This is a genomic window from Asticcacaulis sp. DW145 (genome assembly GCF_037101385.1).
Classification (GTDB): Bacteria; Pseudomonadota; Alphaproteobacteria; order Caulobacterales; family Caulobacteraceae; genus Asticcacaulis; species Asticcacaulis currens.
The window spans coordinates 228,896-253,697 of record NZ_AP029024.1 but is presented as its reverse complement, the minus strand read 5'-3'; the positions used below and the strand labels follow the sequence as shown (position 1 = coordinate 253,697).

Below are 24,802 nucleotides of genomic sequence, written 5' to 3'. Positions count from 1 at the left end.
ATTAAAGGAAGCTATACGGCTCGATATCGGTCACTACGCGCACGGCATTAGGGGCTTTCAGGCTTTTCAGCCAGGCGTTCATAAAGCCCTGAAGGTCGCGGTTGCGGTCGGCCCGTACGAGAAAGCGTTTGCGCCACATACCGCGCACAAGGCTCAGCGGCGCATCAGCAGGCCCATAAACGTCGATGCCTTCGGTATTGGGAATAGCCAGCGCCAGTTCGCGCGCATAGCGGTTAAGCAGGCCATTGTCCTTGGCCGACAGGATGACCGCCCCCAGCCGGCCAAAGGGCGGGAACTGCGCAATATCGCGGCTCATCTGCTCGTAGGCGTAGAAGGCCTCGCGGTCCTGCGCCTGTAAAGCCTGCATCACCGGGTGCTCCGGCGTGTAGGTTTGCAGTAGCGCGCGTCCCGGCTTGGTCGCCCGGCCCGCACGCCCCGTGGCCTGCGCCAGAAGCTGAAACGTCCGTTCCGCCGCGCGCAGATCGCCACCCTTCAGGCCCAGATCGGCATCGACAATGCCGACCAGAGTGAGATTGAGGAAGTTGTGACCCTTGGCGGCGGCCTGCGTGGCGATTAGAATGTCGATTTCATGATTTTCCACCAGTTTGATCAGAGCTGCCGACGAGTCGGCATCCGGCGTGGTGTCCGAGGAGAAGATTTCGGCCCGCGCTTGCGGGAAGCGTTCGTGCACCTCCTCAAGGATGCGCTCAACCCCCGGCCCGATGGCAGTCAGGCTGTCGAGCGCGCCACAATGTGGGCAGCGGTCGGGCTTTTTCATCGAAAAGCCGGTCAGGTGACAGACCAGCCGCCCCGTCGATTTGTGTTCGACCAGCCAGGAATCCGTCTTGGGCGAGGTCATGCGCTCCCCGCACGCCCGGCACAGAACCAGAGGCGCGTACCCGCGACGATTGAGGAACAACAGCACCTGTTCGCGCCGTTGTAGGGTGGCCAGTATCTCCCCCACCAACAGGTCGGACAGCCAGAAACCCTTTTCCGGCGGGTGCGTCTTCATGTCAATCAGCGCAATATCCGGCAGTTGCGCGGTGCCGTGGCGGCTTTCCAGCCGCACCCACTGATAGCGGCCCTTCTGCGCATTGGTCAGGGTTTCCAGCGACGGGGTCGCCGAAGCCAGCACCACCATGAAGCCGTCTCGATGAGCACGCATGACCGCCAGATCGCGGGCCTGATAGCGCACACCCTCTTCCTGTTTGTAGGAGCCGTCGTGTTCTTCGTCGATAACGATAAGTTTGAGATTCGTATAGGGCAGGAACAGGGCCGACCGTGCGCCTACGATCAGGCGCGCCTCGCCTGAGGCCACGCCATCCCAGATGCGCCGGCGCTGCGACGCCGACACCGCCGAATGCCACTGCACCGGCGGCACGCCAAAGCGGCTTTGCAAACGCCCCATCACCGCCGTGGTCAGGGCGATTTCCGGCAGAAGAACCAGTACCTGAGCCGTTGGATCATCGCGCAGGGCCCGCGCCACGCTTTCCAGATAAACCTCGGTCTTGCCCGAACCCGTAACGCCATCGAGCAGAACCGGCGCGAAGCCCTGACGCTCCCATTCGTTTTGTAGCAGGCGGTCAGCCGCCCCCTGATCGGCATTGAGGCTGGGCGTCTTATGATCCGGGTCGGGGGCGGCGAAACCTTCGCGGCTCAGTTCGACCTTTTCCAGCCAACCCTTCTTTTCAAGCGTCTGCACCACGCCCGGCGTCACCCCCGCCGCCTGCGCCAGTTCCGCCGCGGTCAGGGGGAGAACGGCCAGTTCCAGCACGCGCGCTTGCTTGGCGGTCGGTTTGAGCGCTTCGACCTCACGCCGCACATAGCCGTGACGCGCTTGCGCCTTTGGGGTTTTGAGCGCCTGCAGGCAGCCTTTGAGGAAGGTGCCCGGTGCCGTCAGGGTCCAGGCGGCCGCCCACAGCCAGAAACGCAGGCTCGCCTCCGGCACGCGCGGGTCGTCGATGCGCGCGGCAACGGGTTTCAGCTTGGCGGCTTCGGCGCTGTGGTACAGTTCGACCACCACGCCGCGCACTTTGGCGTGGCCCAGAGGCACCCACACGTGATCGCCGACACTGAGGTCAAGATCGTCTGGAATGAGGTAGTCGAGCGCCGTGTCCATCGGGGCCAGCACCACGACCTTTGCCCGCCGGGTTGCCACGGCGGGGGCTTCGATCAGGCTGTCGGGGGGACTGTCCATAAGATTTTAAGCGTTAACCATAGAATTGACTCATCCCCACGCCTTTTTTATGCCATCACTTGTGTCAACGCCAAGTTTAACCGGCCGTTTACCACACCCGATAGCCCACATGTCCTCAGATTTTCGCGACCCGACGACGACCGAGCGCCTCGCCGCCCTGATGGATTATCAGACCCTGCGCGGTCTCCTGCCGGACTTTGTGCAGGAACTGAAGCAGGATCGCGAGCTGCTGGACAAGTTGGGGCTTCAGCCCAAGACGCGCAACCTTATTGACTTTGGCCCGGCCGCTCTCTCGCGGCTGGAGGCCAAGGCCATACGCGATTTCGACATGCGCCGCCAGATCGAGGCGACGGCCCGCGCCAATTTCGACGCTCAGGGCCAAGCGCACGCCATGGCCCTGTCACTGATGGAGGCGCGCAACCATTCCGATCTGGCCCGCCGCCTCAACGACGAGGTACGCAATCGTTTCGGTCTTGTCTGCGCCACCATAGCGCTGGAAGACACAGCTCCCATTCCGCTGGGCTGGATGACACTCGATTACGGCGGCGTGGACTATATTATCGGTGAAACCGGTCTGTCGCTGCTGGGGCCGGATGGGGTGTGCCGGGCTCTGTTCGGAGACGAGGTTCGCCGCATCAAATCCGCCGCGGTCATCCGCACCGCCATGTGGCGCGAAGGGCGCCCCGGCGCAGTCGCTTTCGGCTCTGCCGATTGGGAAGGTTTCAGCCCGGACATGGGGGCTGAACTGGTCGCCTTTATCGCCCGTGTGGTTGAGCGCGTCGCCGAACGCTGGCCGGTATTGTCTTAAGCCCTTGGTCAGAGATTAACCTTAAACTTACGGGCATGACTATCGACGATGCCCGTTTGCAATGGCTTCAGTATCTCAAAGCGCAAAAGCGCGTCTCGCCGCGCACGCTTGAGGCCTATGGCCACGCCTTTGCCCTCTATATCGGCCATCTGCGCAAAGCGTTAGGCGCTGACATCGACCTGACCGACCTGGCGCATCTGACTTCTGCCGATATTCGCGGCTGGATGGCCTATCTGCGTGGCAAGGATGAGCCCCTGTCGGCGCGGTCTCTGGCGCAGCATTTGTCGGCCATCAAGTCGTTTCACAGCTATCTTGATCTGCATCTGGGCTATGCCAATGCGCAGGTGGCACTCACTCAGGGGCCGCGTCTGAAGGCCAGCCTGCCCCGACCGCTGAATGAGGATCAGGCACAAGGTCTGCTGACCGAGATCGAGCTGGATGCTGACAGGTCCGAATGGGAGGCGGCGCGCGATCGGGCCGTGCTGCTGCTGCTCTATGGCTGCGGTCTGCGCATCTCCGAAGCCCTGTCGCTGACGGTCAAGGACACACCGCTGGGGGAGACACTACGCATTATCGGTAAAGGCAATAAGACGCGGCTGGTGCCCGTTCTGGAGGCTGTGCGTGAGGCGGTGGAGACCTACACACGCCTTCAGCCCTTTACGCTGACATCAGAAGAGGCGCTGTTTCGCGCTGTGCGCGGCGGGCCGCTCAGTCCGCGCCATGTGCAACTGAGCGTGCAGCATCTGCGCTCACGTCTGGGTCTGTCGGATCGCGCTACTCCGCACGCCCTCAGACATTCGTTCGCCACGCACCTGCTGGGCTCAGGCGCAGACCTGCGCGCGATTCAGGAACTGCTGGGCCATGCGTCTTTATCCACGACGCAAAAATACACGCAGGTCGATGCCGAACGCCTGCTAAGCGCCTACGCGGCGGCGCACCCGAAGGGCTGAAACCTGTTTCGGGGCGTGGGGTCCGTGACCCCACAAGCCTTTATTTAAACAAAAAAGCCCCTTCGGTTTTCCCGAAGAGGCTTTTTTGTTTGAAGGGTAAGGCTTGGGGCCGCAGGCCCCAAACCCCCTGCCAGGTATCAGGCCTGCATCGTCCAGCCCTCGACACCCATAGCCGCCTGACGCACGGCTTCCGAACGGGTCGGGTGCGGGTGACAGATGCGCGCGAGGTCTTCCGAAGCGCCCCCAAAAGCCATAAGTACACAGGCTTCGCCGATCATTTCACCGGCCTGAGGACCCATGATGTGCACGCCATAGACACGGTCGGTCTTGGCATCCGCCAGTAACTTCACAAAGCCATCGGTCTCGTGATTGATCTTGGCGCGGCTGTTGGCCATGAACGGGAACTTGCCGACCTTATACTGAACGCCCGCCGCCTTGAGCTGGTCTTCGGTTTTGCCGACCCAGGCCACTTCCGGGAAGGTATAAACAACCGACGGGACCAGATCATAATCGACGTGACCGGCCTTACCGGCGATCAGCTCGATGGCCGCGACAGCGTCTTCTTCGGCCTTGTGCGCCAGCATCGGGCCGGTGATCACGTCACCAATCGCCCACACGCCCGGTGCCGCGGTCTTGAAGTGGTTGGTCGGGATGAAGCCGCGCTGATCAGTGGTGATCCCAACAGTTTCGAGGCCCAGGCCCTGCGTGAACGGACGGCGACCAATGGCGACCAGCACCACATCGGCTTCGAGGGTTTCGGGGTTGCCCCCCTTGGCCGCTTCCAGCGATAGGGTGACGCCAGTCGCGCCCGTCTTGGCGGCGGTTACCTTGGTGCCCAGCTTGAAGGTGAAGCCCTGCTTGGCCAAAATCTTCTGGAAGCCAGTGGCGACTTCGGTATCCATGCCCGGCGTGATGCGGTCTAGGAATTCCACGACCGTCACCTTGGCACCGAGGCGACGCCACACCGACCCGAGTTCGAGGCCGATAATGCCTGCGCCAACAACGACGAGGTGCTTCGGCACCGTCGGCAGCGACAGGGCGCCGGTGGAGTCCACGATCTGCTTCTGATCGACAGTAACACCCGGCAGCGGCGTCGGCTCTGAGCCCGTGGCAATGACGATGTTTTTGGTGGTCAGGTGCTGGACCGAACCGTCCTGCGCGGTGACCGACACCTTGCCCTGACCTTCGATCTTGCCGAAGCCGACGAAGTAAGTGACCTTGTTCTTCTTCATCAGGAATTCGATGCCCTTGGTCAGAGCGGTCACGCTGTCCTGCTTGGCCTTCATCATCTGGACGAGGTTGAGCGTCGGAGCGGGAACTTCGATGCCGATGGTCTTGAATTCGTGGTGAGCGGCTTCGAACAGTTCCGAAGCGTGCAACAACGCCTTAGACGGCATACAACCGACATTAAGGCACGTCCCGCCCAGAACACCGCGCGATTCAACGATGGCGGTCTTCAGACCCAGTTGACCGGCGCGGATAGCGGCATTGTAGCCGCCGGGGCCGCCCCCGATGATGACGACGTCGAAGCTTTGGTCCTGAGACATGGCGTTGGCCCTTAAGTTTAGCGCATAAGACTTCCTGCCCTGCCGTAAAATTCCACGCGGCAGGGGTCAAGCCCTATGTGGGTATTTTGAGATGAAACGCTAGTTTTCGTAAGCCAGATGGCGCTTCGGCAACGGACGACCGCGCGCCATCAGAATGATGAAGCCCAGCACCATGGCCACCAGAGTGAGGGTATAGCGCGGGTCCCAGCCAGAGAGGATCTCAAGGATACGGTCAAATAGGCCCGACCCGGCCTCTCCTTTGGTCAGGAAGGTCAGCACCACATCGGCCACAAAGGCCGCACCATAGGCCAGTGCTGCGCGCACATTGCCCTTGGCAAACAGAAACGCCGCGATGAGATAAAAGACGATCACCCCGCCCCACAGCCAGATGACCGGCTTGTTGTCGGACTGGATGGCTGCTACGGCGGTTTCGCCCTGAATGGAATCGGCAGGCACCGGCGCAATGTCAGCACCGTAGGAGTCGTCTGCACTCAGAATGCTGGCGCCCCCGACATGGGTGTCATCATCGGCCTGCCGCATGGAGACCTGCGGTTCATAGCTCGGGGTCAGGGCCGACTTGATGACCGGAAAAGCGATCCAGCCGACATAGGCCACAACGATCAGGGCGATAAACCAACGCACGTACTTCATCGACAGGCGCTCCGCATAACAGGGTTAACGCTGTTTTAACCTATGCGGCGTGTCTTGCCTACGGCTTATTCGCGTCTGAGGCGCTGCCGTTATCGCCAATCGCGGCGGCGGCCAGAGTCGGATCGGCTTTCAGCCTTTCCAGAGCGCCCATATTGCGGTCGGCATAGGTCAGAACCTGAGTGTAGAAGTCCCGCGACCCGCAGGCCTGCGGGCCCTGACGATTGGCGTCCTTATAGAGCGCCAGAGCGGTGTCATAGTTTTGCTTGTACGCTGCCGGCGACAGATGCGGCGCTTCCGATGCGGGGATGGCCAGCACACGTTTCATGCGCTGCGCCGTGCGGGCATAGATGACGCAGGATTGCGACGCATAAACCATATAGCGGTTCAGTACCTTATCGCCTTTCAGCGTATAATCTTCCTTACTGAACGGATTGTCCACGCCACCGCCTCCGGTGAAAAAGGCGGCGCCGCCGCTGCCCGACATGCCATCCATGCCCGGTAGGGGAATATCGCGCATCATGGCGACCGTTTGAGGCCGACCCAGTTCGCGCGCCACCATAATCCAGAAGTCGGGTTGACCAAGCAGGGCCTCTTCGCGACCGTCCAGTTTGATATTGTCCGACTTGCGGATGTACATGTTCAGGAAGTCCTGAAACACGGACTGAATGCGAGACTTTTGCAGGCCGCTGAGCCTGACCGGTTCGCGGCCCATTTCGAGTGCCAGTCCATAAGACAACACGTATTCCGGCTTCAGTTCCGTCGCCTTATCGGCCATCTCCGCCATATCACCCGTCATGGCACGCTGAATATGCGGCCAGGCTTTGCGGGAAGCGGCCGAATTGAACGTGCCGGCCTTGCTGCTGGCAGCCTGGGCCGGCAGTGACACAAGAAGGCAAACAGCGGTTATGGCGGTCACTGCCGCGCGAAATGGAACTGACATGGAAGGTCCCCCTGACAGGAATAATTATATTTGTTTTATTAAAGCACGGTTGCCTATCCGGTTCAATTGGGTGGCGTATCGACCGTCCAGAGTTTGTCAGACGCCCCCAACTGATAGCCGTAATAGAAGACGCGGCGCATAGAGTCTTTCTCGAACGCCAAAAGGCCGCCTTCGATAAATTCATCCGGCAGGGCGACTTCGGACACATCCATCTGGCTGCGCTGGGCAAAAGCATAGAGGCTGATCAAGGTCCCGCGCGCCTGCGCCTTGGTCAGGGTGTCGAGCGAGCGGCCCATGATTTCCAGCGCATTGTAAGGGGTGATGGCGGGCTGCGGCGTGATCTTGCCATTGATGATGACATAGATATGCCCGCCACTGATCAACCCTTTGGGCACGGTCCAGTTCATCATGGACTCAGGCAGGATGAAGAAGGGCAGGGTGACGCCACCATCGACGTGCATTTCCTGAAACGGACGCGGACCTGTGGGGACGCTTTGCCCGCCCGGCACCGGTTCGACCGTGATCATCACGGGCGCGAAGGCGGCCGGGACCGAAGACGAGGCAACCAGCACCTGACGGATCAGGTCGATGGCGTCGCGCATCTTGCGCGGTGAGCCGTCGCGGACGGCAATGGCCGAGATTTCCCCCAGATCCCACAGCACGCCCGTCTGGGCATCTAGATTGGTCGTGCCGACCAGCAAGCGCCGCCCTTTAAGGTGTTCGCGGGCGATATCGCGCACCATGGTCTCATCGACATAGGTGCTGACCAGCGCGTAAAGAGCCTTGGAATCGAGCACACCCGGCGTGAATAGCGACAACAGGCCGCGCGATTTGGTCAGGCTGTCGGCCACGCCGCTGGTATAGGCGTCTTTCAGCTTCTCATCATAGGCGGGGCCGAGATAGGCGAAGGGCGCGATCAGAGCCCCCGTTGAAACCCCTGTCACCATGCGAAACTGCGGGCGGTCCCCGCGCTTGCTCCAGCCCGCCAGAACCCCAGCCCCGAAGGCCCCGTCTGCGCCACCCCCGGACAGGGCCAGAACGTCAAAGCGCTGCATCCCGTTCAGTTGCATGTCCTTGCGCGCATCGGCTTCGAGACGAGCTGGAATGTTGGGATCAGTGGCCGAAAAGCGCACATTGGGAAAACCCACTGGCTGATAGTCCGCAGCGCGCGGGTACTCCGTCTCGGTGCGCTGAAGCGTCAGACAGCCGCTCAGACTAAAGGCCATAACGATCAGGACAAGACGTTTCAGCATCAGGCTCCCCTGCGGATAAACTGCGGATCTAGACAAAAGAAAAGCCGCTCCGTTGAACGGAACGGCTTTCCAATAAGTCACGTCACGACGCGAAACTACACATCGAGGACGAAACGTTGCGGGTCTTCGAGGCCTTCCTTAACGCGGACGAGGAAGGTCACGGCTTCCTTGCCATCTACGATGCGGTGGTCGTAGGACAGGGCCAGGTACATCATCGGGCGGGCGACGATCTGACCGTTGACAACCATCGGGCGTTCCTTGATGGCGTGCATCCCCAGAATGCCGACCTGCGGCATGTTGAGGATCGGCGTAGACATCAGCGAGCCATAGATGCCGCCATTGGTGATCGTGAAGGTGCCACCTTGCAGCTGATCCAGCGACAGGGTGCCGTCACGCGCCTGCTTGCCCAGCGCGGCGATCCCCTTTTCGATACCGGCCAGCGACAGGTCATCGACGTCACGCAGGACCGGCACGACCAGACCCTTTTCCGTACCCACTGCGACGCCCAGGTCGTAGTGGTTCTTGTAGATGATGTCCGTGCCTTCGATTTCGGCGTTGAGCGCCGGGATGTCCTTCAGGGCGGCGACGACGGCCTTGGCGAAGAAGGACATGAAGCCCAGTTTCACGCCGTGGCGCTTTTCGAAGACGTCCTTGTAGGCGTTGCGCAGGCCCATCACGGTGGACATGTCCACTTCGTTGAAGGTAGTGAGCTGAGCCGCGGTGTTTTGCGACTCCTTCAGGCGACGGGCAATGGTCTGACGCAGGCGGGTCATCTTGACGCGCTCTTCACGCGGGCCGACTTCGCGCGGGGCGACCGGGGCGGAGGGAGCCGCGGCAACTGGGGCCACAGCGACCGCAGCGGGGGTGGACAGGGCCGCCAGGGCGTCACCCTTGGTGATGCGGCCGTCCTTGCCCGTACCCGCAATACCGGCCGTGTTCAGGCCGGTTTCAGAAACGATGCGCTGAACGGCAGGCGACAGGTGCTCAGAGGCCTTTTGCGGAGCGGCAGCGGGGGCAGCCGCCGGAGCCGGAGCGGCAGCAGGGGCAGCGGCCACAGAACCGGCCGAAGCGCCCGCAGCGATACGGGCAATGACCTGACCCGGCGTGACGGTCGCGCCGTCTGCGGCGACGATTTCAGCGATGACACCGTCGGCCGGAGAGGCCACTTCGACGGCGACCTTATCGGTTTCAATCTCGACGAGGATTTCGTCCTTCTTCACCGCTTCGCCGACCTTCTTAGCCCAGCGCGAGATGGCGCCTTCGGCGACCGACTCGCCCATCACCGGGGTCTTGACGTCGAGCAGGGCCGCGCCCGCCGCCGCAGGGGCAGCCGCCGGAGCCGCAGCGGGGGCCGGAGACGCAGCAGGCGCAGCCGCCGGCGTGGAGGCGACAGCCGCACCGGCAGCGCCGATACGGCCCAGCACGGCACCAGGGGTGACGGTATCGCCTTCACCGGCGAGTATTTCGGTCAGGGTGCCGTCAGAAGGGGCGGCCACTTCGAGCGAAACCTTGTCGGTTTCCAGCTCGACGAGGATTTCGTCCTTCTTCACGGCGTCGCCGGGCTTCTTGGTCCACTTGGCAATGGTGGCCTCGGAAACGGACTCGCCGAGGACGGGGGTAAGGATGTCGGCCATGGGTATAGGCTCCGATTTATCTTTTAAATTCAGGATGAAGGGCGCGCACGCGGATGGGCGCGCCCCATGTAGGGACAGGATCAGGCAAACGCTTCGTTCAGGAAGGTTTCCAGCTCTTTCAGGTGGCGGCTCATGACACCGGCAGCGGTCGAGGCCGAGGCCGGGCGACCGACATAGCGGGCGCGCTTGGCCTTGATCTTCAGCTTGTCGAGCGTCAGTTCAAGCCACGGATCGACGAACGACCAGCCGCCCATATTCTTCGGCTCTTCCTGACACCACACCAGTTCGGCGTTCTTGAAGCGGCCCAGCTCGGTCAGCAGGGACTTCATCGGCCACGGATAGAACTGCTCCAGACGCATCAGATAGACGTCCTTGATGCCCTTCTTTTCGCGCTCATCCAGCAGGTCGTAATAGACCTTACCGGAACAGAGCACGACGCGACGGATCTTGTCGTCGGCCACCAGCTTGACACCCGCCACGTCCGGACGGCGCTCGGCGTCGTCGTGCAGCACGCGGTGGAAGGACGAACCTTCCGAGATGTCGGTCAGGGTCGAAACCGCCTTCTTGTGACGCAGAAGCGACTTCGGCGTCATGATGATCAGCGGCTTGCGGAACGGACGGTGGATCTGACGGCGCAGGATGTGGAAGTAGTTCGCCGGCGTCGTGCAGTTGGCGACCTGCATATTGTCTTCGGCGCACAGTTGCAGGAAGCGCTCCAGGCGCGCCGACGAGTGTTCGGGGCCCTGACCTTCGTAACCGTGCGGCAGCAGCATGACGAGGCCCGACATGCGCAGCCACTTGCGTTCGCCCGACGAGATGAACTGGTCGATGACGACCTGAGCCCCGTTGACGAAATCGCCGAACTGACCTTCCCACATCACAAGCGTGTTGGGATCGGCCAGTGAGTAGCCGTATTCGAAGCCCAGCACCGCCTCTTCCGACAGGGCCGAGTCGATCACTTCGTAAGCGCCCTGACCTTCGCGCAGATGGTTGAGCGGAAAGTAACGCTCTTCGGTGCGCTGGTCAATAAAGGCCGAGTGGCGTTGCGAGAAGGTACCGCGGATCGAGTCCTGACCTGACAGGCGCACGTCGAAGCCTTCGTCGAGCAGCGACCCGAAGGCCAGATGCTCAGCCAGCGCCCAGTCGATATTTTCCCCGCTGTCGATCGCCTGACGGCGGCCTTCGATCACGCGGCGCAGCGTCTTGTGCGCCTCGATCTCGTTGGGAATGGTGGTGATCTTGCGACCGATCTCTTCCAGCTTGGCGCGCGGCACCGAGGTGAAGCCGCGACGCTCATCATCTTCGGGCAGGCCGAGGCCCGACCACTTGCCATCCAGCCAGTCGGCCTTGGTCGCCTTGTATTCCTTACCCGCCTCGAACTCAGCGTTGAGGAAGGCGTCGAATTCGGCGATCCAGCCGTCGATTTCGGCCTGCGTGGCCACGCCTTCGGCGATCAGGCGCTGACCGTACAGTTCGCGCGTGGACGGATGGTCCTTAATCTTGGCGTACATGATCGGCTGCGTGAACGTCGGATCATCGCCTTCGTTGTGACCGAAGCGGCGATAGCAGAACATGTCGATGACCACGTCCTTGGCAAACTTCTGCCGGAACTCGGTGGCGACCTTGGCGCAATAGACCACGGCTTCGGGATCATCGCCGTTACAGTGCAGGATCGGCGCCTGCGCGCCCAGCGCCTGATCCGACGGATAGGGCGAGGAGCGCGAAAAGCGGGGCGCGGTCGTAAAGCCGATCTGGTTGTTGACGATGATGTGCAGCGTGCCGCCGGTCTTGTACCCCTTCAGCCCCATCAGGGCGAAGCACTCGGCCACCACGCCCTGACCCGCAAAGGCGGCATCGCCGTGCAGGATCAGCGGGATGGTCTGGCTGCGGTCGAGCTGACCGTCGCCCTTGGCCTTGATGTGCGCCGCCTGCTTGGCGCGGGCCTTGCCCAGCACCACCGGGTTGACGATTTCAAGGTGCGACGGGTTGGCCGTCAGCGACAGGTGGACATTGTTGCCGTCAAAGGCGCGGTCCGAAGACGCACCCATGTGGTATTTCACGTCGCCGGTCGAGTCGATGTCGAGCGGCACGGTCGAACCGCCCTGGAATTCGTGGAACAGGGCGCGATAGGGCTTACCCATAACGGCCGTCAGCACATTGAGGCGGCCACGGTGCGGCATCCCCAAAATGAGATCCTTCACGCCCAGATTGCCACCGCGCTTGATAATCTGTTCCATGGCCGGGATCAGGGCTTCGCCGCCGTCGAGGCCAAAGCGCTTGGTGCCGGGGAAGCGGCGATGCAGGAAGCGTTCGAGACCTTCGGTCTCGATCAGCTTCTTGAGGATGGCGATCTTGCCTTCCTTGGTGAAGGTGATTTCCTTGTCGCGGCCTTCGATGCGCTCCTGAATCCACGCCTTTTCCGCCGTGTCATAGATATGCATGTACTGCACGCCGACATTGGCGCAGTAGGTGCGGCGCAGGATCTGGATGATTTCTTTCAAAGTCGCCGTTTCCAGACCAAGCACGCCGTCGATGAAGATCGGGCGGTCCATGTCGGCGGCGCTAAAGCCCCAGTGCTCCGGCAGCAGTTCCGGATTCTCGCCCTTCGGCTCCAGACCCAGCGGGTCGAGATTGGCCTGAAGGTGGCCACGGATGCGATAGGCCCGGATCAGCATGAGGGCCCGCACGGAGTCCCGTGCGGCGTTTTGCAGGTCGGCTGCAGAGGCCGGCGCGGCCTTACCGGCGGCGGCATCCTTGGCGTTCTTTTCGGCGATGCCCTTGGCGGCCTTGGCTTCGACGGCGGGCCAGAACCCGTCCAGTGCCGAGGTCAGCTCATCGCGCTTTTCCACAACCGGGCGCGCCCAGCCACCCACCGAGGCGTTTTGCGCCACATTGGTCGGGTTGTCCATGAGCTGATCGAAGAAGGCCCGCCAGGCCGGGGTCACAGAGCTGGGGTCTTTAGCCCACTGCTCCTGAATCTGTTCGATGAACAGGGCGTTGCCGCCATAAAGGAACGAGGTTTCCGCGAAAACCTGGTTCAGCCGACCGGAATCGTCCGCCATTTTATACCTTGCGAGACGGCCAACTACGACACCGTCTCCCTTTCGTACTTTGGGTTGAGGCGGCCAATAACGACACCGCCTGACAGGAAGGTCTATACTCTCTTTGAGAGGTGTTGAGAACCTCTTAAGCCGGAAAAATCGTATACGATTTTTGGGCAAAATGTTAGCGCTCACATTATGCGTCCACAGCGCGGCGGCGGCAACAAAAAAGCGCGTAACCCGCAGGCTACGCGCTTTTCGTGACGAGTATGTGGCGGTCGGCCTCCCTCCTGATTTCAGGAAGAAGCTTAAACGACTACCCCTTCAGCACGCTGAGCAGGGTTTCGCCGAGCGCTGCCGGAGACGGAGACACCTTGATGCCCGCCGCTTCCATGGCCGCGATCTTGTCTTCCGCGCCGCCCTTGCCGCCGGAGATGATGGCACCGGCGTGGCCCATGCGGCGGCCCGGAGGCGCCGTGCGGCCCGCGATGAAGCCCGCCATCGGCTTTTTGCGGCCGCGCTTGGCTTCGTCGATCAGGAACTGAGCGGCGTCTTCTTCGGCCGAGCCGCCGATTTCACCGATCATGATGATCGACTTGGTTTCGTCGTCCGCCAGGAACATTTCCAGCACGTCGATGAACTCGGTGCCTTTGACCGGGTCGCCACCGATGCCGACGGCGGTCGTCTGACCCAGACCGGCATTGGTCGTCTGGAACACGGCTTCATAGGTGAGCGTGCCCGAACGCGAGACGACGCCGACCGAGCCCTTGGAGAAGATGTTGCCCGGCATGATGCCGATCTTGCACTCGTTCGGGGTCAGGACGCCGGGGCAGTTTGGCCCGATCAGGCGCGACTTGGAACCCGACAGGGCGCGCTTCACCTTCACCATGTCCAGCACCGGAATGCCTTCGGTGATGCAGACGATCAGCGGGATTTCGGCTTCGATGGCCTCTAAGATGGCGTCAGCCGCGAAGGGCGGCGGCACGTAGATGGCCGAAGCATCGGCACCCGTGCGTTCCTTGGCTTCGGCGACGGAGTCGAACACCGGCAGGCCGATATGGGTGGTGCCGCCCTTGCCGGGGGTCACGCCGCCAACGACCTTGGTGCCGTAGGCGATGGCCTGTTCGGAGTGGAAGGTGCCTTGCGCGCCGGTGAAGCCCTGCGTGATGACCTTGGTTTGCGAATTGATCAGTACAGACATTGCTCTAACCTTAGCCCTTCACAGCCTTGACGATCTTGGCGGCCGCATCGGCCAGATCGTCGGCGGCGATAACGTTCAGGCCGCTTTCGTTGATGATTTTCTTGCCGAGTTCGACATTGGTGCCTTCGAGGCGCACCACCAGAGGCACCTTCAGGCCGACTTCCTTCACCGCAGCGATAACGCCTTCGGCGATGATGTCACAGCGCATGATGCCACCAAAGATGTTGACCAGAATGCCCTTCACGTTCGGGTCCGAGGTGATGATCTTGAAGGCCGCGGTGACCTTTTCCTTGTTGGCGCCCCCGCCGACATCGAGGAAGTTGGCCGGTTCCGCACCATAGAGCTTGATGATGTCAAGCGTAGCCATGGCCAGACCGGCGCCGTTGACCATGCAGCCGATTTCGCCGTCAAGGGCGATATAGGAGAGGTCGAACTTCGAGGCTTCGATTTCCTTCGAATCTTCTTCGCTCAGGTCGCGCAGGGCCTGAATGTCCGGATGACGGAACAGCGAATTGGAATCGAACGACACCTTGGCGTCCAGAACCAGAAGCTGGTCGTCGCCGGTGATGATCAGCGGGTTGATTTCCAGCATGTCCATGTCCTTGGCGTTGAACGCCGCGTACAGTTGCTGAAGGAGCTTGAAGCCCTGCTTGGCCAGATCGCCCTTCAGACCCAGAGCGTGCGCCAGGGTACGACCGTGGGTCGGGAACACGCCGGTCGCCGGGTCGATGGTGAAGGAGTGGATCTTTTCCGGAGTCGAATGGGCGACTTCTTCGATATCCATGCCGCCTTCGGTCGAGGCGACCACCGACACGCGCGAAGTGACGCGATCGACGAGGAGCGACAGATACAGCTCCTTTTTGATGTCCGCGCCTTCTTCGATGTACAGTCGGTTGACCTGCTTGCCCGCCGGACCCGTCTGATGGGTCACGAGCACGCGGCCCAGCATTTCATCGGCATTGGCTTCGACGTCGGCCGGCGACTTGACGACGCGCACGCCGCCCTTGGCGTCGGGGCCAAGGCCTTCGAAGCGGCCCTTACCGCGGCCACCGGCGTGGATTTGTGACTTAACGACCCACACCTTGGTGGAATCGTCCTTCAGGTTCTTGGCGGCCTCAAGGGCTTCCTTGGGCGAGAAGGCGGGATAGCCGCGCGGAACGGCGACGCCGAACTCCTTGAGTACGGCCTTGGCTTGATGCTCGTGAATGTTCATGGAACCGGTCTTGTCAAATGGATGCCGGCCCGTGTTAGCGGTACCAGCGAGGAAATACAAGCCATGCGGCGCACGGCTCGGCGACCTTTGGGGCACGGACGTCTCGCCCGCACCGACGGGCAGGGGTTATAAAGACCCGTCCGGCGTTGTGCAACCGCAAGATCGCCGATTTTTGCCGCTGCGGAGGGCCGCTCAGTCGGAAATCGGGCTCGTTTTCCAGTCTGACTTAAGGGTAAGCGCTGTCAAAAGAAAGCAGCCCGCCCCAAGGCCGTAGAAGACCAGCCCGCCCGTTGCAGCCATTTTCAACGCATTTGCCGCATAATTATATGATAAATAATCCGAAATTATCCCCATAATCCAGGAGCCGAAGCCGAGGCCGATCAGGTTGGTGACAAACAAAAACACCGCCGAGGCCAGCGCACGATCCGGCGCTTCGACTACATGATGCAGACTTGCCAGCACGGGCCCCATCCACACAAGCCCCAGCGCCTGCGCGAGGATCAGGAGGACGAACCCAGCCCCCGTGTCAAAGGCGAAGCCCGGCATCATGAGCACCACCCCATAGGCCGGGATACACAAAAGATAGGCCGCCGCAGGCACCAGCACAAAAGCGCGCAGCGACTTTGCGCCTAAACGATCCGCGACAAACCCGCCGCTCAGAATACCGATGGCGCCCCCGATCAGGACGATCAGGCCGAAGCTGACAGAGGCCGACACCAACGTCGCCTTGAACGAGCGCATAAAGACCGACGGTAGCCAGAACATCAGGCCATAGCCAATCACGGACGAGAGCGAAGCGCCCAGTGAAATCAGCCAAAGGGAGCGATTGCGCATCAGGCGACGCAGTTGGTCCAGCGCAGGAACTCTATCGGTCTGCGTCTGAACGTCATGACGGCGCGTGCCGAAGAAGAACAGCGGCGCAAACACGACACCCGCCAAACCAATGGTGACGAAGGCGTGCCGCCAGTCAAAGGTCGCCGCCAGAAGCCCGCCGAACATGATGCCGAGACCCGACCCTAATGGCACGCCCAGCGAAAAGACGGCCATGGCTCTGGCGCGGTGGGCGGGCGGATAGAGGTCGCTAATCAGGCTTTGGGACGGGGCGACGCCGCCCGCTTCCCCCACACCTACGCCAAACCGCCCCAGCGCCAGGGTGAACCAGGAGGTGGCCAGACCACAGGCCGCTGTCGCCGCGCTCCACACCAAAAGGGCGGCTGTGATCAGCCGGACCCTTCCCAGCTTCTGCGCCATAAGCGCGGCAGGGATACCGAGAACCGTATAGACGAAGGCAAAGGCAAAACCGCCCAGCCAGCCCAGATGCGCATCGGTGAGATTCAGTTCGGCCTTGATCGGCTGCGCGAGGATAGACAGGATCTGACGGTCCACAAAGTTGAAGACATAGACGACCAGCAACAATACCAGACAGGCGTGAGTCCGCCATCCCAGTCGGATCGGGGCCCGTTTCGTCGGATCGGTCATGCTGCTGGGTCCCGCCAAGATTACGAAACCAAACCTAGCACGTCGTTTTGAAAATCAGAAACGCTTAAGCCGGGTTATGCCGGTTATCCGAAAAAGACGTGCCACAGCAAGCGGCCCGGCATGAAGGCAAAAAGGCCCGCAACGACCAGTCCGCCCATAAACAGGCTCGTCGCCATCGTGCGGTGGCGTTTGATGTTTTTCGTGCGCGCCGCATAGAGGATCATCGGCGCGACCACCACCGTCCAGCCCGACAGGATATGGATAAAACTGAACATACCGTGGTTGAGGCCGCGCAGCCAGAAGCTGGAAATCGCCGCCGTCAGCATCAGGGCCAGCCAAATATAGCCCAGCAGACGGTGCGGTGCGCGCCCTTTTGGCCCCAGCAACTGATAGAGGCCGATGAAAAAGGCCGTTATCGCCGCGCTTAGATGGATTTGCGTAGCCAGTGACGACTCGGCAATGGCGCGAAGGTTCGGGGCGTGCACATGAGCCCGTTCAAGGACGCGGCTCATACCGCTGAGGTCACCGCCCGAGGCAAGGACCGTGATAAGGATAAGGCCGCCGGTCAGGATCAGACCGCTGATAAATTTCCAGACAAACGCGTAGGCGGAACGGGGTTTCGTGGGGGCGTGTGGCGCGGACATGAGGCATTCCATCAAAATTGTCTTGTGCGGGAGGACCGCTTTACGGCAATTAGACAGGGCTTATCTGAGACGGGGAGACGGATGCGCGAACAGAAGGCATCCATGCGTGAAACGAAGACACCTGCGGTTCACGCTTCGCCAATGACACAACCCGCCTGGTCAGAAACGGCCTCTGGCGTCGGGCGCATTCTGGCGGCCGCGCTCGGCATGGCCCTCTTCCTCAGCCTGATTAATGCCTTTGGCACGGATGTCATTCCGTTTGTGATGCGCTTTGTCTATTGGTCAGCCCTGATGCTGGCGGGGTCGCTGGTAGCGGTGGGGGTTGATCGCGTCGGCTTGAAGGTCGTACGTCATCGCCTGCATCTGGAAGGGCGGCCGTGGCTGTACGGCATCGTCCTGACGGCACTTCTGACGCCCTCTATCTCGCTGGTCGTGTGGGCCATCACGCCTTTGTTTGGGCATATGCGCTGGGATATTGCCCTATATGCCCGCTTCCTCGCTCCGGTTGGCATCATCTCCGCCGCCATGACAACGCTCAATGTGCTGATCAACCGCGAACCGCAGCAAAGCCACGCTTTTTCGGCACCACCGACCGCATCGTCCGCAGACGGCACCGACGCGGCGCGCGTCGCCTTTCGTGAGCGCTTACCCTTCAAGCATCAGAAGGCCGACATCTACGCCCTGTCGGCAGAAGACCATTATCTGCGGGTTCACACCAGCGCCGGTAACACGCTGATCCTGATGCGTCTCTATGATGCCATCCGCGAATTGGAAGGGATCGAAGGCTCTCAAACGCACCGTTCGTGGTGGGTGGCACGCGACGCCATCGAAGACATCCGCCGGCAGGACGGGCGCGTCAGCCTCACACTGCGCGGCGATATCGAGGCACCCGTCAGCCGCTCTTATCAGAAGGTGCTGAAGGCCGACGGATGGATATAGAGCGGAATGATTTCCACTGGCTTCATTCCGCTCAAGCCGCCATTGAGGCGGCCGCCAAGACGGCGGAGCCCGCACCCGGCGCGGGAGCGTAAACAAAATCTGGATCATTATGTTTCTACAAGAAATCATAAGACCCAGACTTCTACTGTCTGTTCAGCCACGCTTCCAGCATGTCGAGCAAGGCCTGGGTGCCGGCTTCCCGGCCGGCAATGTGGTCGCAGCCGCCAATGAAGGCCAGTTGTTCGGTCAGGTCCAACCGTGAGCCGGTGGCCGTAGCGGTGAATTCCAGCGTCAGCAGCGAAGCGGTGAGCAGGGTGTCCCCCACGTGCATGGTGAAGCTGGAAATAATGCGCGCCACCCTGCCTTGTGGCCCGTCTTCGGGCGGCAAAATATCGTGAAAGAAGGCCGACATGATGTGGCGCGGCTGCCCCTTGGGGCCGCCGCTGCTGCGCTCATGCCCGCCGACGCGGAAATCAAGCTCATGCGGGTCGCGTTCCCAGTCCGGCGGGCCGGTGAACCACTGGGACTTGGCCACTGGGTCCGACCACGCCCTGAAGACGGTTTCGACCGGAAAGGTAAGGTCGCGCGTCAGGCGCATGGTGTGCGGGGTCATTGAACGGGTCATGAGCGTCCTCTTATTTGGCCTTTAGCGGCGGGCCAGAAAATTCGGCGTTAATGGCAATGCTGACCGTGTCACCGACGCCCATACTGCTGCCTGGTTCCGGTATGCCAAAGGCCATGCCGAAATCCGATCGCTTGATCTCCCCCCTGGCCGAAAAGCCGATACGGGCATGGGGGTCATAGGGTGCAAACCCAGCATAACCGCCGTTAAGCACCGCATCAAGCACCACGGGCTTGGTGACACCGCGCAGGGTCAGCTCGCCGTAAATCTTCGCCGAATAATCGCCGGTCTTTTCAATCTTGGTAGACACAAAGGTCATTTGCGGGTGCGTTGCTGCGTCGAACCACTGCGCCGACATCAGGCTGTCGTGGAAACCCTTGGGCGGGGTGGGCAGGTCAAGCGATTTGACATCGACCGTGGCCTTGAGTTTGGCCGCTTCCGGATGTGCCGGGTCTATTTCCAGCGTCGCCTCGAAGCGGTCAAAACCCGCCATATAGGTCGAAAAGCCGAGATGGCTGACCATGAAGGTCAGGCTGGCGTGGGAGGCATCGAGTGTATAGAGGCCCGCCGGGAAATCTTTGGACACCGGAGTGGCGGGGGCGGGTTTGGGCGCCGAAGCGTCGGGTGTTGTCTCCGCCGGCGGCTGCGAACAGGCCGACAGTCCGGCGCTCATCACCAAAAGACCGAAAGTAAAAGGTAGAAGGCGCATGGGTCACCTATGCGTTTAAGGATTGCGCGAGGGTTTCGAGCTGATCGGTGGCAATACCCCAGCCCTCATGAAAGCCCATCTGTTCATGTTGTTTGCGGGTCTCGACCGACCAGTGCAGGGCCTTGGCGACATAGCGCGTATGGCCTTCGGGCGTGTCTTCCAGCATGATGATGGCGGTCATAAACGGGGCTTCCGACGGCTCCCACGCCTTTACGTAGGCGTCGGTCAGGACCAGCTTTTCGTTTTCGATCACTTCGAGATAGACGCCGCGATTGGGAACGATCTCGCCATTGGGTCCGTGCATGACGAAGGCATTGCTGCCGCCCGTGCGCACGTCCAGTTCGACCTGATCAATATACCACGGCTTGGGGCAGAACCATTCCGCCAAGAGCATTGGGTCGGTCCAGCAGCGCCAGACAAGCGCACGCGGAGCCTTCAGCACGCGTTCCAGCACCAGTTCACGCTCGGATATCGGGGTATCGGGTTGCGGGGTCATTTTCGTTTCCTTTGAGATTCAGACACAGCTCCGCCCTCCCCTTCCGGGTCGCGGAGAGGCGGCGCAGACCATTGTTTTGTGAGTTTTCTTATTGTGGGGTGTTGGCAGCGACGAAGGCTTCGTCAGCGACCGTGTTGATCATCCACGGCTGACCATACTTGTCGATAAACATGCCGAACAGGGGCGACCAGAAGGTGGGCGCAAGCGGCATGTTTACCATTCTGGCATCCTGAGAGAGGCCGTCCCAGATGCGCTTCGTTTCTTGGACGGTATGGGGCTGAATGGACACACAGAAACCAGACGGTTTGGATGGGCCGTATTCCGGCGGGCAGTCCGCGCCTTGAATGATCCCTTCGCCCGTGTTCAGCGTGGCGTGCATAACCCAGTCCTTTAAGGCCGGATCAACGGGCATGTCGGGCGCGGCGGAAAACGGGAAGGTCATCAGTTCGCCGCCAAGCACAGACTGATAAAACGCGAAGGCTTCGGCGCATTGGCCATTGAAACTCAGATAGACATCAATACGCACGGCAGTTTCTCCTCTGTGGGGTTTATCGGTTTTCCGTCAGCGCTTTGAGACGTGACAGACCTTTTTCGAAATCCGCTCCGATCATCTTGTCCATATTGAAGATCAGACCGAACAGACGCGAGACAAAGGGCGATGGGCCATACATGGCCCAGGTCACCACGGTGCCGCTGTCCTGTGCTTGCAGGGTGAATTCTGCGGTATTGGTGGCGCGGATGGGTTTGATGAAGTCGAGCTGGATGACCAGCTTGCTCGGCACACGGGCTTCGGTGATGGTCATGCGGCCTACACCGGCCTTGGCATTATCCGACGCCCATTCATAGACGGAGCCCGTGCCGGCCGCCGGGCCGCTGTAGGTCCGGCGCAGCACCGGGTCGATGTCTTCCCACGGCGACCATGTCTGCCAGCGGCGCAGGTCCTCCAGTTCGGCATAGATAGCCTCCGGCGACGCCGCGATGGTCGCGGTGCGCTGAAGCCGGAAGTGGTTGGGCCGTGAGGCTGCGACCAGCAACACCCCGGCAATGGCAAGGCCGATCAGGCCCAGAATAAATGTCAGCATTTGCTCCCCCTCAAATTTTCCCGGTTTTCAGATAGGTCTCCAGACGCAGAAAGTTCTGTTCATTGGCCTGCGGAATGAAGGTCTTGAGCAGTTCCTCCTGTTCGGAGGGTGCAAAATCCATGCGCCAGATCATGTCAGTATGATCGCCGTCCGAGACATATTCGACCGTCATACGGAACTGATGCGTCGGCTGAAGGTGATCCAAGACGATGCGCTGGTTCTCAACGATCTCGACAAAGCGCTTGTGATTGTCGTGATCGCGCCCATCCGGCCCGTGCATGATAATGCGGAACTCCCCGCCTTCGCGAAACTCAAACACCGGGATGGTGTTGGTAAAGCCGTCCGGTCCCCACCACTGTTTGAGGTGCTGCGGATCGGCAAACCGCGCAAACAGGGCCTCCGGGGACGCGGCATAGCGATGCGACGTGACGATCTCAAACCCGGGGGGTTGCTCCGACATCAAAGTCTCCAAACGTTCAAAGGCATCGGCCCAGCCGACGGCAAAGCCCTGTTCAATTGCCGCCGCCTTGAGCTCCGGCGAAAGGAGGCGCGCGTGCAGGGTGAGCCGGGTCCCCTCCCCCTCTTCCTTGAAGGTTATAGTCACGCGCGATTCAGGCGGCAGACCGGAACCGCACGGATGCACGTGCGGCCTCCCCTCATAGACCAGGCGTTCCGGCGCTACGACTTCAACAAAGATGCCTTCGCAGGGGCAGGGCGTACCGTCCGGAGCGGCCATGCCAAGGCGGAAACGGCCGCCGGGGCGAACATCCATCTCACAGGTGTCGTTGTGGAAACCGTGCGGACCCCACCATTGGCGCACATGCTCCGGCTTGGTCCACATCTCCCAGACCAGAGCACGGGGCGCCTTGAAGGTGCGAAACATCACGATGTCGATGTCACTGGGGAAGCTGACCTCGAAACCTGACTGCATGTCCGACGAGCGGGGGGATAGGGTGATCATGTGCGGTCATCCTTCTGGGTATCGGATTTGTCAGTCACCACCGGCGGCGCAGGCGGATCGGCAGCGGCCTGAAGCTGGGTCAGATAGGCCTCCAGCCGGTCAAGCCGCGCCTCCCACATGGCGCGATATTTGGCAAGCCACATATCGACCTCCTTCAGCGGTTCCGGTTCCAGCCGGCAGGGCCGCCACTGCTTTTCGCGACCCCGGCTGATCAGACCGGCCTTTTCCAGCACTTTCAGATGCTTGGACACCGCCGGCAGGCTCATATCGAACGGTTCCGCCAGATCATTGACCGTCGTTTCGCCCAGCGACAGCCGCGCCAGAATGGCCCGGCGCGTCGGATCGGCCAGAGCATTGAGGGTCACAGACAGGTGGTCGGGAGACGCAGGCATACACTTAACCGAAACGTTAAATAACTTATCGGTTAAGTACGCGCGTTAAAGCGATGAGTCAAGCCCCATAGGCAAAGAGCTGCACGCCCTCGGTCTTCAGCCAGCGACGGGCCGCGCGGTAATCGCCATAGAGCCCTTCGACCTCGGCCCAGAAGCGATCGGAATGGTCGGGATGGCGCAGGTGCGCGGCTTCGTGGGCGCAGACATAGGCAAAGACCGGTTCCGGCGCGAGGATCAGCCGCCAGCTCAGGCGGATGGCCTTGCGCCCCGGCGTGCACGATCCCCAGCGGCCCTTGGCGTCGAACAGCGACACCTTCACGTCGGCATAGCCGAGCCGTTGCGCATAGATCTCCGTATGGGTCTGGGCAAATTCCAGCGCCTCTTTGCGCAAAAAGCGCTCGATGCGGCGGTGGAAGGCCTCGCCCTCGCCGCCCGCGGTCAGAACGCCGCCCACCATGCGCGCGGCGGCCGCATTGCCTGAGTGAACCAGACGCAGTTGCGCCCCAAGATAGGGAATATCGCTGTCGGGCGTGAAGAACAGCCTGTCGGGCCGCGCCGCCTGATGTTCGATGATCCACTGGGCGCGGCTGAGGGCAAAATCGACGGCCTGAGCCAGATCCCGCGGGCGCGGCGCGGTCACCACCGCCTCGCCCGTCTTGTTGTCGATGCGCAAAGAGATACGTCGCGCGCGGGCATTGACCTTCAGGTGCAGGCGGAAGTCACCGCAGTCGATGACCTGACCTGCCTCATAGGCCGGTTTTGCCCGCTTGAGCCCCAACACCTAAAGCGCGGCCTCGCTGCGGGCGATGAAGTCGCGGATGCGCGGATAGATTTCCTGACGGAAACGGCGGCCATTGAACACGCCATAGTGGCCGGCCCCCGGCTGCACATAAAGCTCTCGCATATCCTGCGGGATGTTCTTGCACATCTCATGGGCGGCCTGAGTCTGACCCACGCCGGAAATGTCGTCCTTCTCGCCCTCGACCGTCATCAGGGCGATATCGGTCACGGCCCCAAGGCGGACCGGGCGGCCATGATGGATCAGCTCCCCCTTGGGCAGGGCGAACTTCTGGAACACCAGATCGATGGTCTGAAGGTAGAATTCTTCGGTCAGGTCGAGCACGGACAAGTACTCGTCATAAAATTCGAGGTGCTTTTCGATACCGTCGCCGTCATCATCGACCAGCGAGTTGAAATAGGCCCAATGGGCGTCTTTGTGCCGCTCCTCGTTCATGCTCATAAAGGAATAAAGCTGCACGAAGCCCGGATAGACGCGACGGCCTACGCCCGGATAGGGCGGCGGCACGGTGTGGACCATGTTCGACTTGAACCAGGTGAACGGCTTTTCCTGCGCCAGATCATTGGTCACGGTCGGATTATAGCGGGCGTCAATTGGCGAGCCCATAAAGGTCATGGAGGCCGGACGCAGCGGATCCTTGTCTTCCGACATCAGGCAGGCGGCAGCCAGCACCGGCGGCCCCGGCTGACAGACGGCGACAACGTGCGCGCGCGCGCCGATGGCCCGCAGCATGTCGCGCACATGGTCGATGAAGCTGTAGAAGTCGAAACGCCCTTCCAGCACCGGTACCTGACGCGCATTAACCCAGTCGGTAACATAGACGTCGTGATCGAGCAGAAATTCCTGCACCGTACCGCGCAGCAAGGTGGCGTAGTGGCCGGACAGCGGTGCCACGACCAGCACGGCGGGGGCGGGCTTTTTCACCCCGGCGCGGCGCAGATCGGTCGGGTCGCGCTGAAAACGGATCAGCTTGCACCACGGCGAAGCCCAGTCCTCAACCACCTGAATCCGCACCGGCGTGCCGTTGATTTTGACACTGTCGAGACGCCAGTCGGGCTTGCCATAGCGGCGGGTGACCGTGCTGAACAACTCAGCCGAGGCGTACATCTTGCGCCCGAATTCGGTTTCGGCAATCGGATTGGCCTTATTGCCCCAGAAGTCGCGGCTGGCCTGCGCCACGGCGCGCCAGGGACCAGCGGAATAATAGGCCATCTCATGCAGCAGGTACAGCATCGCAAAAACTC

23 protein-coding genes and 1 pseudogene are annotated in these 24,802 nt (G+C 61.4%); 3 read left to right on the top strand and 21 right to left on the bottom strand.

Annotation, left to right across the window (positions count from 1 at the left end):
* Window position 1 precedes the first annotated feature (1 nt).
* Complete coding sequence (locus AACH73_RS01155) at window positions 2-2,197, bottom strand: primosomal protein N' (RefSeq protein WP_338735152.1); 2,196 nt, start codon at window positions 2,195-2,197, stop codon at window positions 2-4.
* Window positions 2,198-2,306: 109 nt separating this feature from the next.
* Between AACH73_RS01155 and AACH73_RS01150 the strand changes: the two genes are divergently transcribed.
* Together AACH73_RS01150 and AACH73_RS01145 are read left to right on the top strand one after the other, a co-directional pair.
* The gene (locus AACH73_RS01150) at window positions 2,307-3,005 is read left to right on the top strand and encodes a DUF484 family protein (protein WP_272739899.1); all 699 of its coding nucleotides are present in this window, start codon (window positions 2,307-2,309) and stop codon (window positions 3,003-3,005) included.
* 35 nt (window positions 3,006-3,040) lie between these two features.
* On the top strand, window positions 3,041-3,955 hold the full coding sequence (locus tag AACH73_RS01145) for a tyrosine recombinase XerC (RefSeq protein WP_338735151.1): 915 nt from the start codon (window positions 3,041-3,043) through the stop codon (window positions 3,953-3,955).
* A gap of 137 nt (window positions 3,956-4,092) precedes the next feature.
* Here the strand turns inward: AACH73_RS01145 and lpdA are convergent, their stop codons facing one another.
* From lpdA to AACH73_RS01090, 11 genes and pseudogenes are all read right to left on the bottom strand, one after another.
* Window positions 4,093-5,502 (bottom strand): dihydrolipoyl dehydrogenase, encoded by a 1,410-nt coding sequence (gene lpdA, locus AACH73_RS01140; protein WP_338735150.1) that lies wholly within the window; start codon window positions 5,500-5,502, stop codon window positions 4,093-4,095.
* Window positions 5,503-5,601: 99 nt separating this feature from the next.
* The gene (locus tag AACH73_RS01135) at window positions 5,602-6,153 is read right to left on the bottom strand and encodes a hypothetical protein (RefSeq protein WP_272739896.1); all 552 of its coding nucleotides are present in this window, start codon (window positions 6,151-6,153) and stop codon (window positions 5,602-5,604) included.
* 58 nt (window positions 6,154-6,211) lie between these two features.
* The gene (locus tag AACH73_RS01130) at window positions 6,212-7,093 is read right to left on the bottom strand and encodes a hypothetical protein (protein ID WP_272739895.1); all 882 of its coding nucleotides are present in this window, start codon (window positions 7,091-7,093) and stop codon (window positions 6,212-6,214) included.
* A gap of 62 nt (window positions 7,094-7,155) precedes the next feature.
* Window positions 7,156-8,346, bottom strand: a complete 1,191-nt coding sequence (locus AACH73_RS01125) for a patatin-like phospholipase family protein (RefSeq protein ID WP_272739894.1) — start codon at window positions 8,344-8,346, stop codon at window positions 7,156-7,158.
* Window positions 8,347-8,441: 95 nt separating this feature from the next.
* Complete coding sequence (odhB, locus tag AACH73_RS01120; protein ID WP_338735736.1) at window positions 8,442-9,650, bottom strand: 2-oxoglutarate dehydrogenase complex dihydrolipoyllysine-residue succinyltransferase; 1,209 nt, start codon at window positions 9,648-9,650, stop codon at window positions 8,442-8,444.
* A gap of 117 nt (window positions 9,651-9,767) precedes the next feature.
* Window positions 9,768-9,980: pseudogene (locus AACH73_RS01115) on the bottom strand (biotin/lipoyl-containing protein); the annotation flags it as partial.
* A gap of 80 nt (window positions 9,981-10,060) precedes the next feature.
* Window positions 10,061-13,042 carry a 2-oxoglutarate dehydrogenase E1 component gene (locus tag AACH73_RS01110; protein ID WP_126421898.1) on the bottom strand — a complete coding sequence of 994 codons (2,982 nt, stop codon included), beginning with the start codon at window positions 13,040-13,042 and terminating at the stop codon, window positions 10,061-10,063.
* A gap of 295 nt (window positions 13,043-13,337) precedes the next feature.
* Entirely contained in the window at window positions 13,338-14,222 is an 885-nt protein-coding gene (gene sucD / locus AACH73_RS01105; RefSeq protein WP_013477770.1) for a succinate--CoA ligase subunit alpha, read from the bottom strand.
* Between the two features lie 10 nt (window positions 14,223-14,232).
* Entirely contained in the window at window positions 14,233-15,435 is a 1,203-nt protein-coding gene (sucC, locus tag AACH73_RS01100; RefSeq protein WP_126421900.1) for an ADP-forming succinate--CoA ligase subunit beta, read from the bottom strand.
* 192 nt (window positions 15,436-15,627) lie between these two features.
* Window positions 15,628-16,914, bottom strand: coding sequence for an MFS transporter (locus tag AACH73_RS01095; RefSeq protein ID WP_338735149.1), 1,287 nt, complete (start codon window positions 16,912-16,914; stop codon window positions 15,628-15,630).
* An 83-nt stretch (window positions 16,915-16,997) separates the two neighbouring features.
* On the bottom strand, window positions 16,998-17,558 hold the full coding sequence (locus AACH73_RS01090; protein ID WP_338735148.1) for a DUF2306 domain-containing protein: 561 nt from the start codon (window positions 17,556-17,558) through the stop codon (window positions 16,998-17,000).
* 102 nt (window positions 17,559-17,660) lie between these two features.
* Here AACH73_RS01090 and AACH73_RS01085 point away from each other — a divergent pair, with 102 nt between their 5' ends.
* A complete protein-coding gene (locus AACH73_RS01085; RefSeq protein WP_338735147.1) occupies window positions 17,661-18,497 on the top strand; it encodes a LytTR family DNA-binding domain-containing protein in 837 nt (278 codons plus the stop codon).
* A 142-nt stretch (window positions 18,498-18,639) separates the two neighbouring features.
* Here the strand turns inward: AACH73_RS01085 and AACH73_RS01080 are convergent, their stop codons facing one another.
* The 9 genes from AACH73_RS01080 to phaZ all read right to left on the bottom strand — a co-directional run bounded on the left by AACH73_RS01080 (window position 18,640) and on the right by phaZ (window position 24,791).
* Window positions 18,640-19,122, bottom strand: coding sequence for an SRPBCC family protein (locus tag AACH73_RS01080; RefSeq protein ID WP_338735146.1), 483 nt, complete (start codon window positions 19,120-19,122; stop codon window positions 18,640-18,642).
* Between the two features lie 10 nt (window positions 19,123-19,132).
* Window positions 19,133-19,828: a YceI family protein gene (locus AACH73_RS01075; RefSeq protein WP_338735145.1), complete on the bottom strand. Its 696-nt coding sequence runs from the start codon at window positions 19,826-19,828 to the stop codon at window positions 19,133-19,135.
* Window positions 19,829-19,835: 7 nt separating this feature from the next.
* Entirely contained in the window at window positions 19,836-20,324 is a 489-nt protein-coding gene (locus AACH73_RS01070) for an SRPBCC family protein (protein ID WP_272739888.1), read from the bottom strand.
* Window positions 20,325-20,412: 88 nt separating this feature from the next.
* Complete coding sequence (locus tag AACH73_RS01065) at window positions 20,413-20,850, bottom strand: VOC family protein (protein ID WP_272739887.1); 438 nt, start codon at window positions 20,848-20,850, stop codon at window positions 20,413-20,415.
* Window positions 20,851-20,872: 22 nt separating this feature from the next.
* Entirely contained in the window at window positions 20,873-21,406 is a 534-nt protein-coding gene (locus AACH73_RS01060) for an SRPBCC family protein (RefSeq protein WP_338735144.1), read from the bottom strand.
* Window positions 21,407-21,416: 10 nt separating this feature from the next.
* Window positions 21,417-22,367 carry an SRPBCC family protein gene (locus AACH73_RS01055; RefSeq protein ID WP_338735143.1) on the bottom strand — a complete coding sequence of 317 codons (951 nt, stop codon included), beginning with the start codon at window positions 22,365-22,367 and terminating at the stop codon, window positions 21,417-21,419.
* Complete coding sequence (locus AACH73_RS01050) at window positions 22,364-22,759, bottom strand: metalloregulator ArsR/SmtB family transcription factor (RefSeq protein WP_272739884.1); 396 nt, start codon at window positions 22,757-22,759, stop codon at window positions 22,364-22,366. The genes AACH73_RS01055 and AACH73_RS01050 overlap by 4 nt, the downstream gene beginning before the upstream one ends.
* A 58-nt stretch (window positions 22,760-22,817) precedes the next feature.
* Complete coding sequence (locus AACH73_RS01045; protein WP_272739883.1) at window positions 22,818-23,540, bottom strand: SprT family zinc-dependent metalloprotease; 723 nt, start codon at window positions 23,538-23,540, stop codon at window positions 22,818-22,820.
* The gene (gene phaZ, locus AACH73_RS01040; RefSeq protein ID WP_338735142.1) at window positions 23,541-24,791 is read right to left on the bottom strand and encodes a polyhydroxyalkanoate depolymerase; all 1,251 of its coding nucleotides are present in this window, start codon (window positions 24,789-24,791) and stop codon (window positions 23,541-23,543) included. It lies immediately after the preceding gene.
* Window positions 24,792-24,802: the final 11 nt, after the last annotated feature.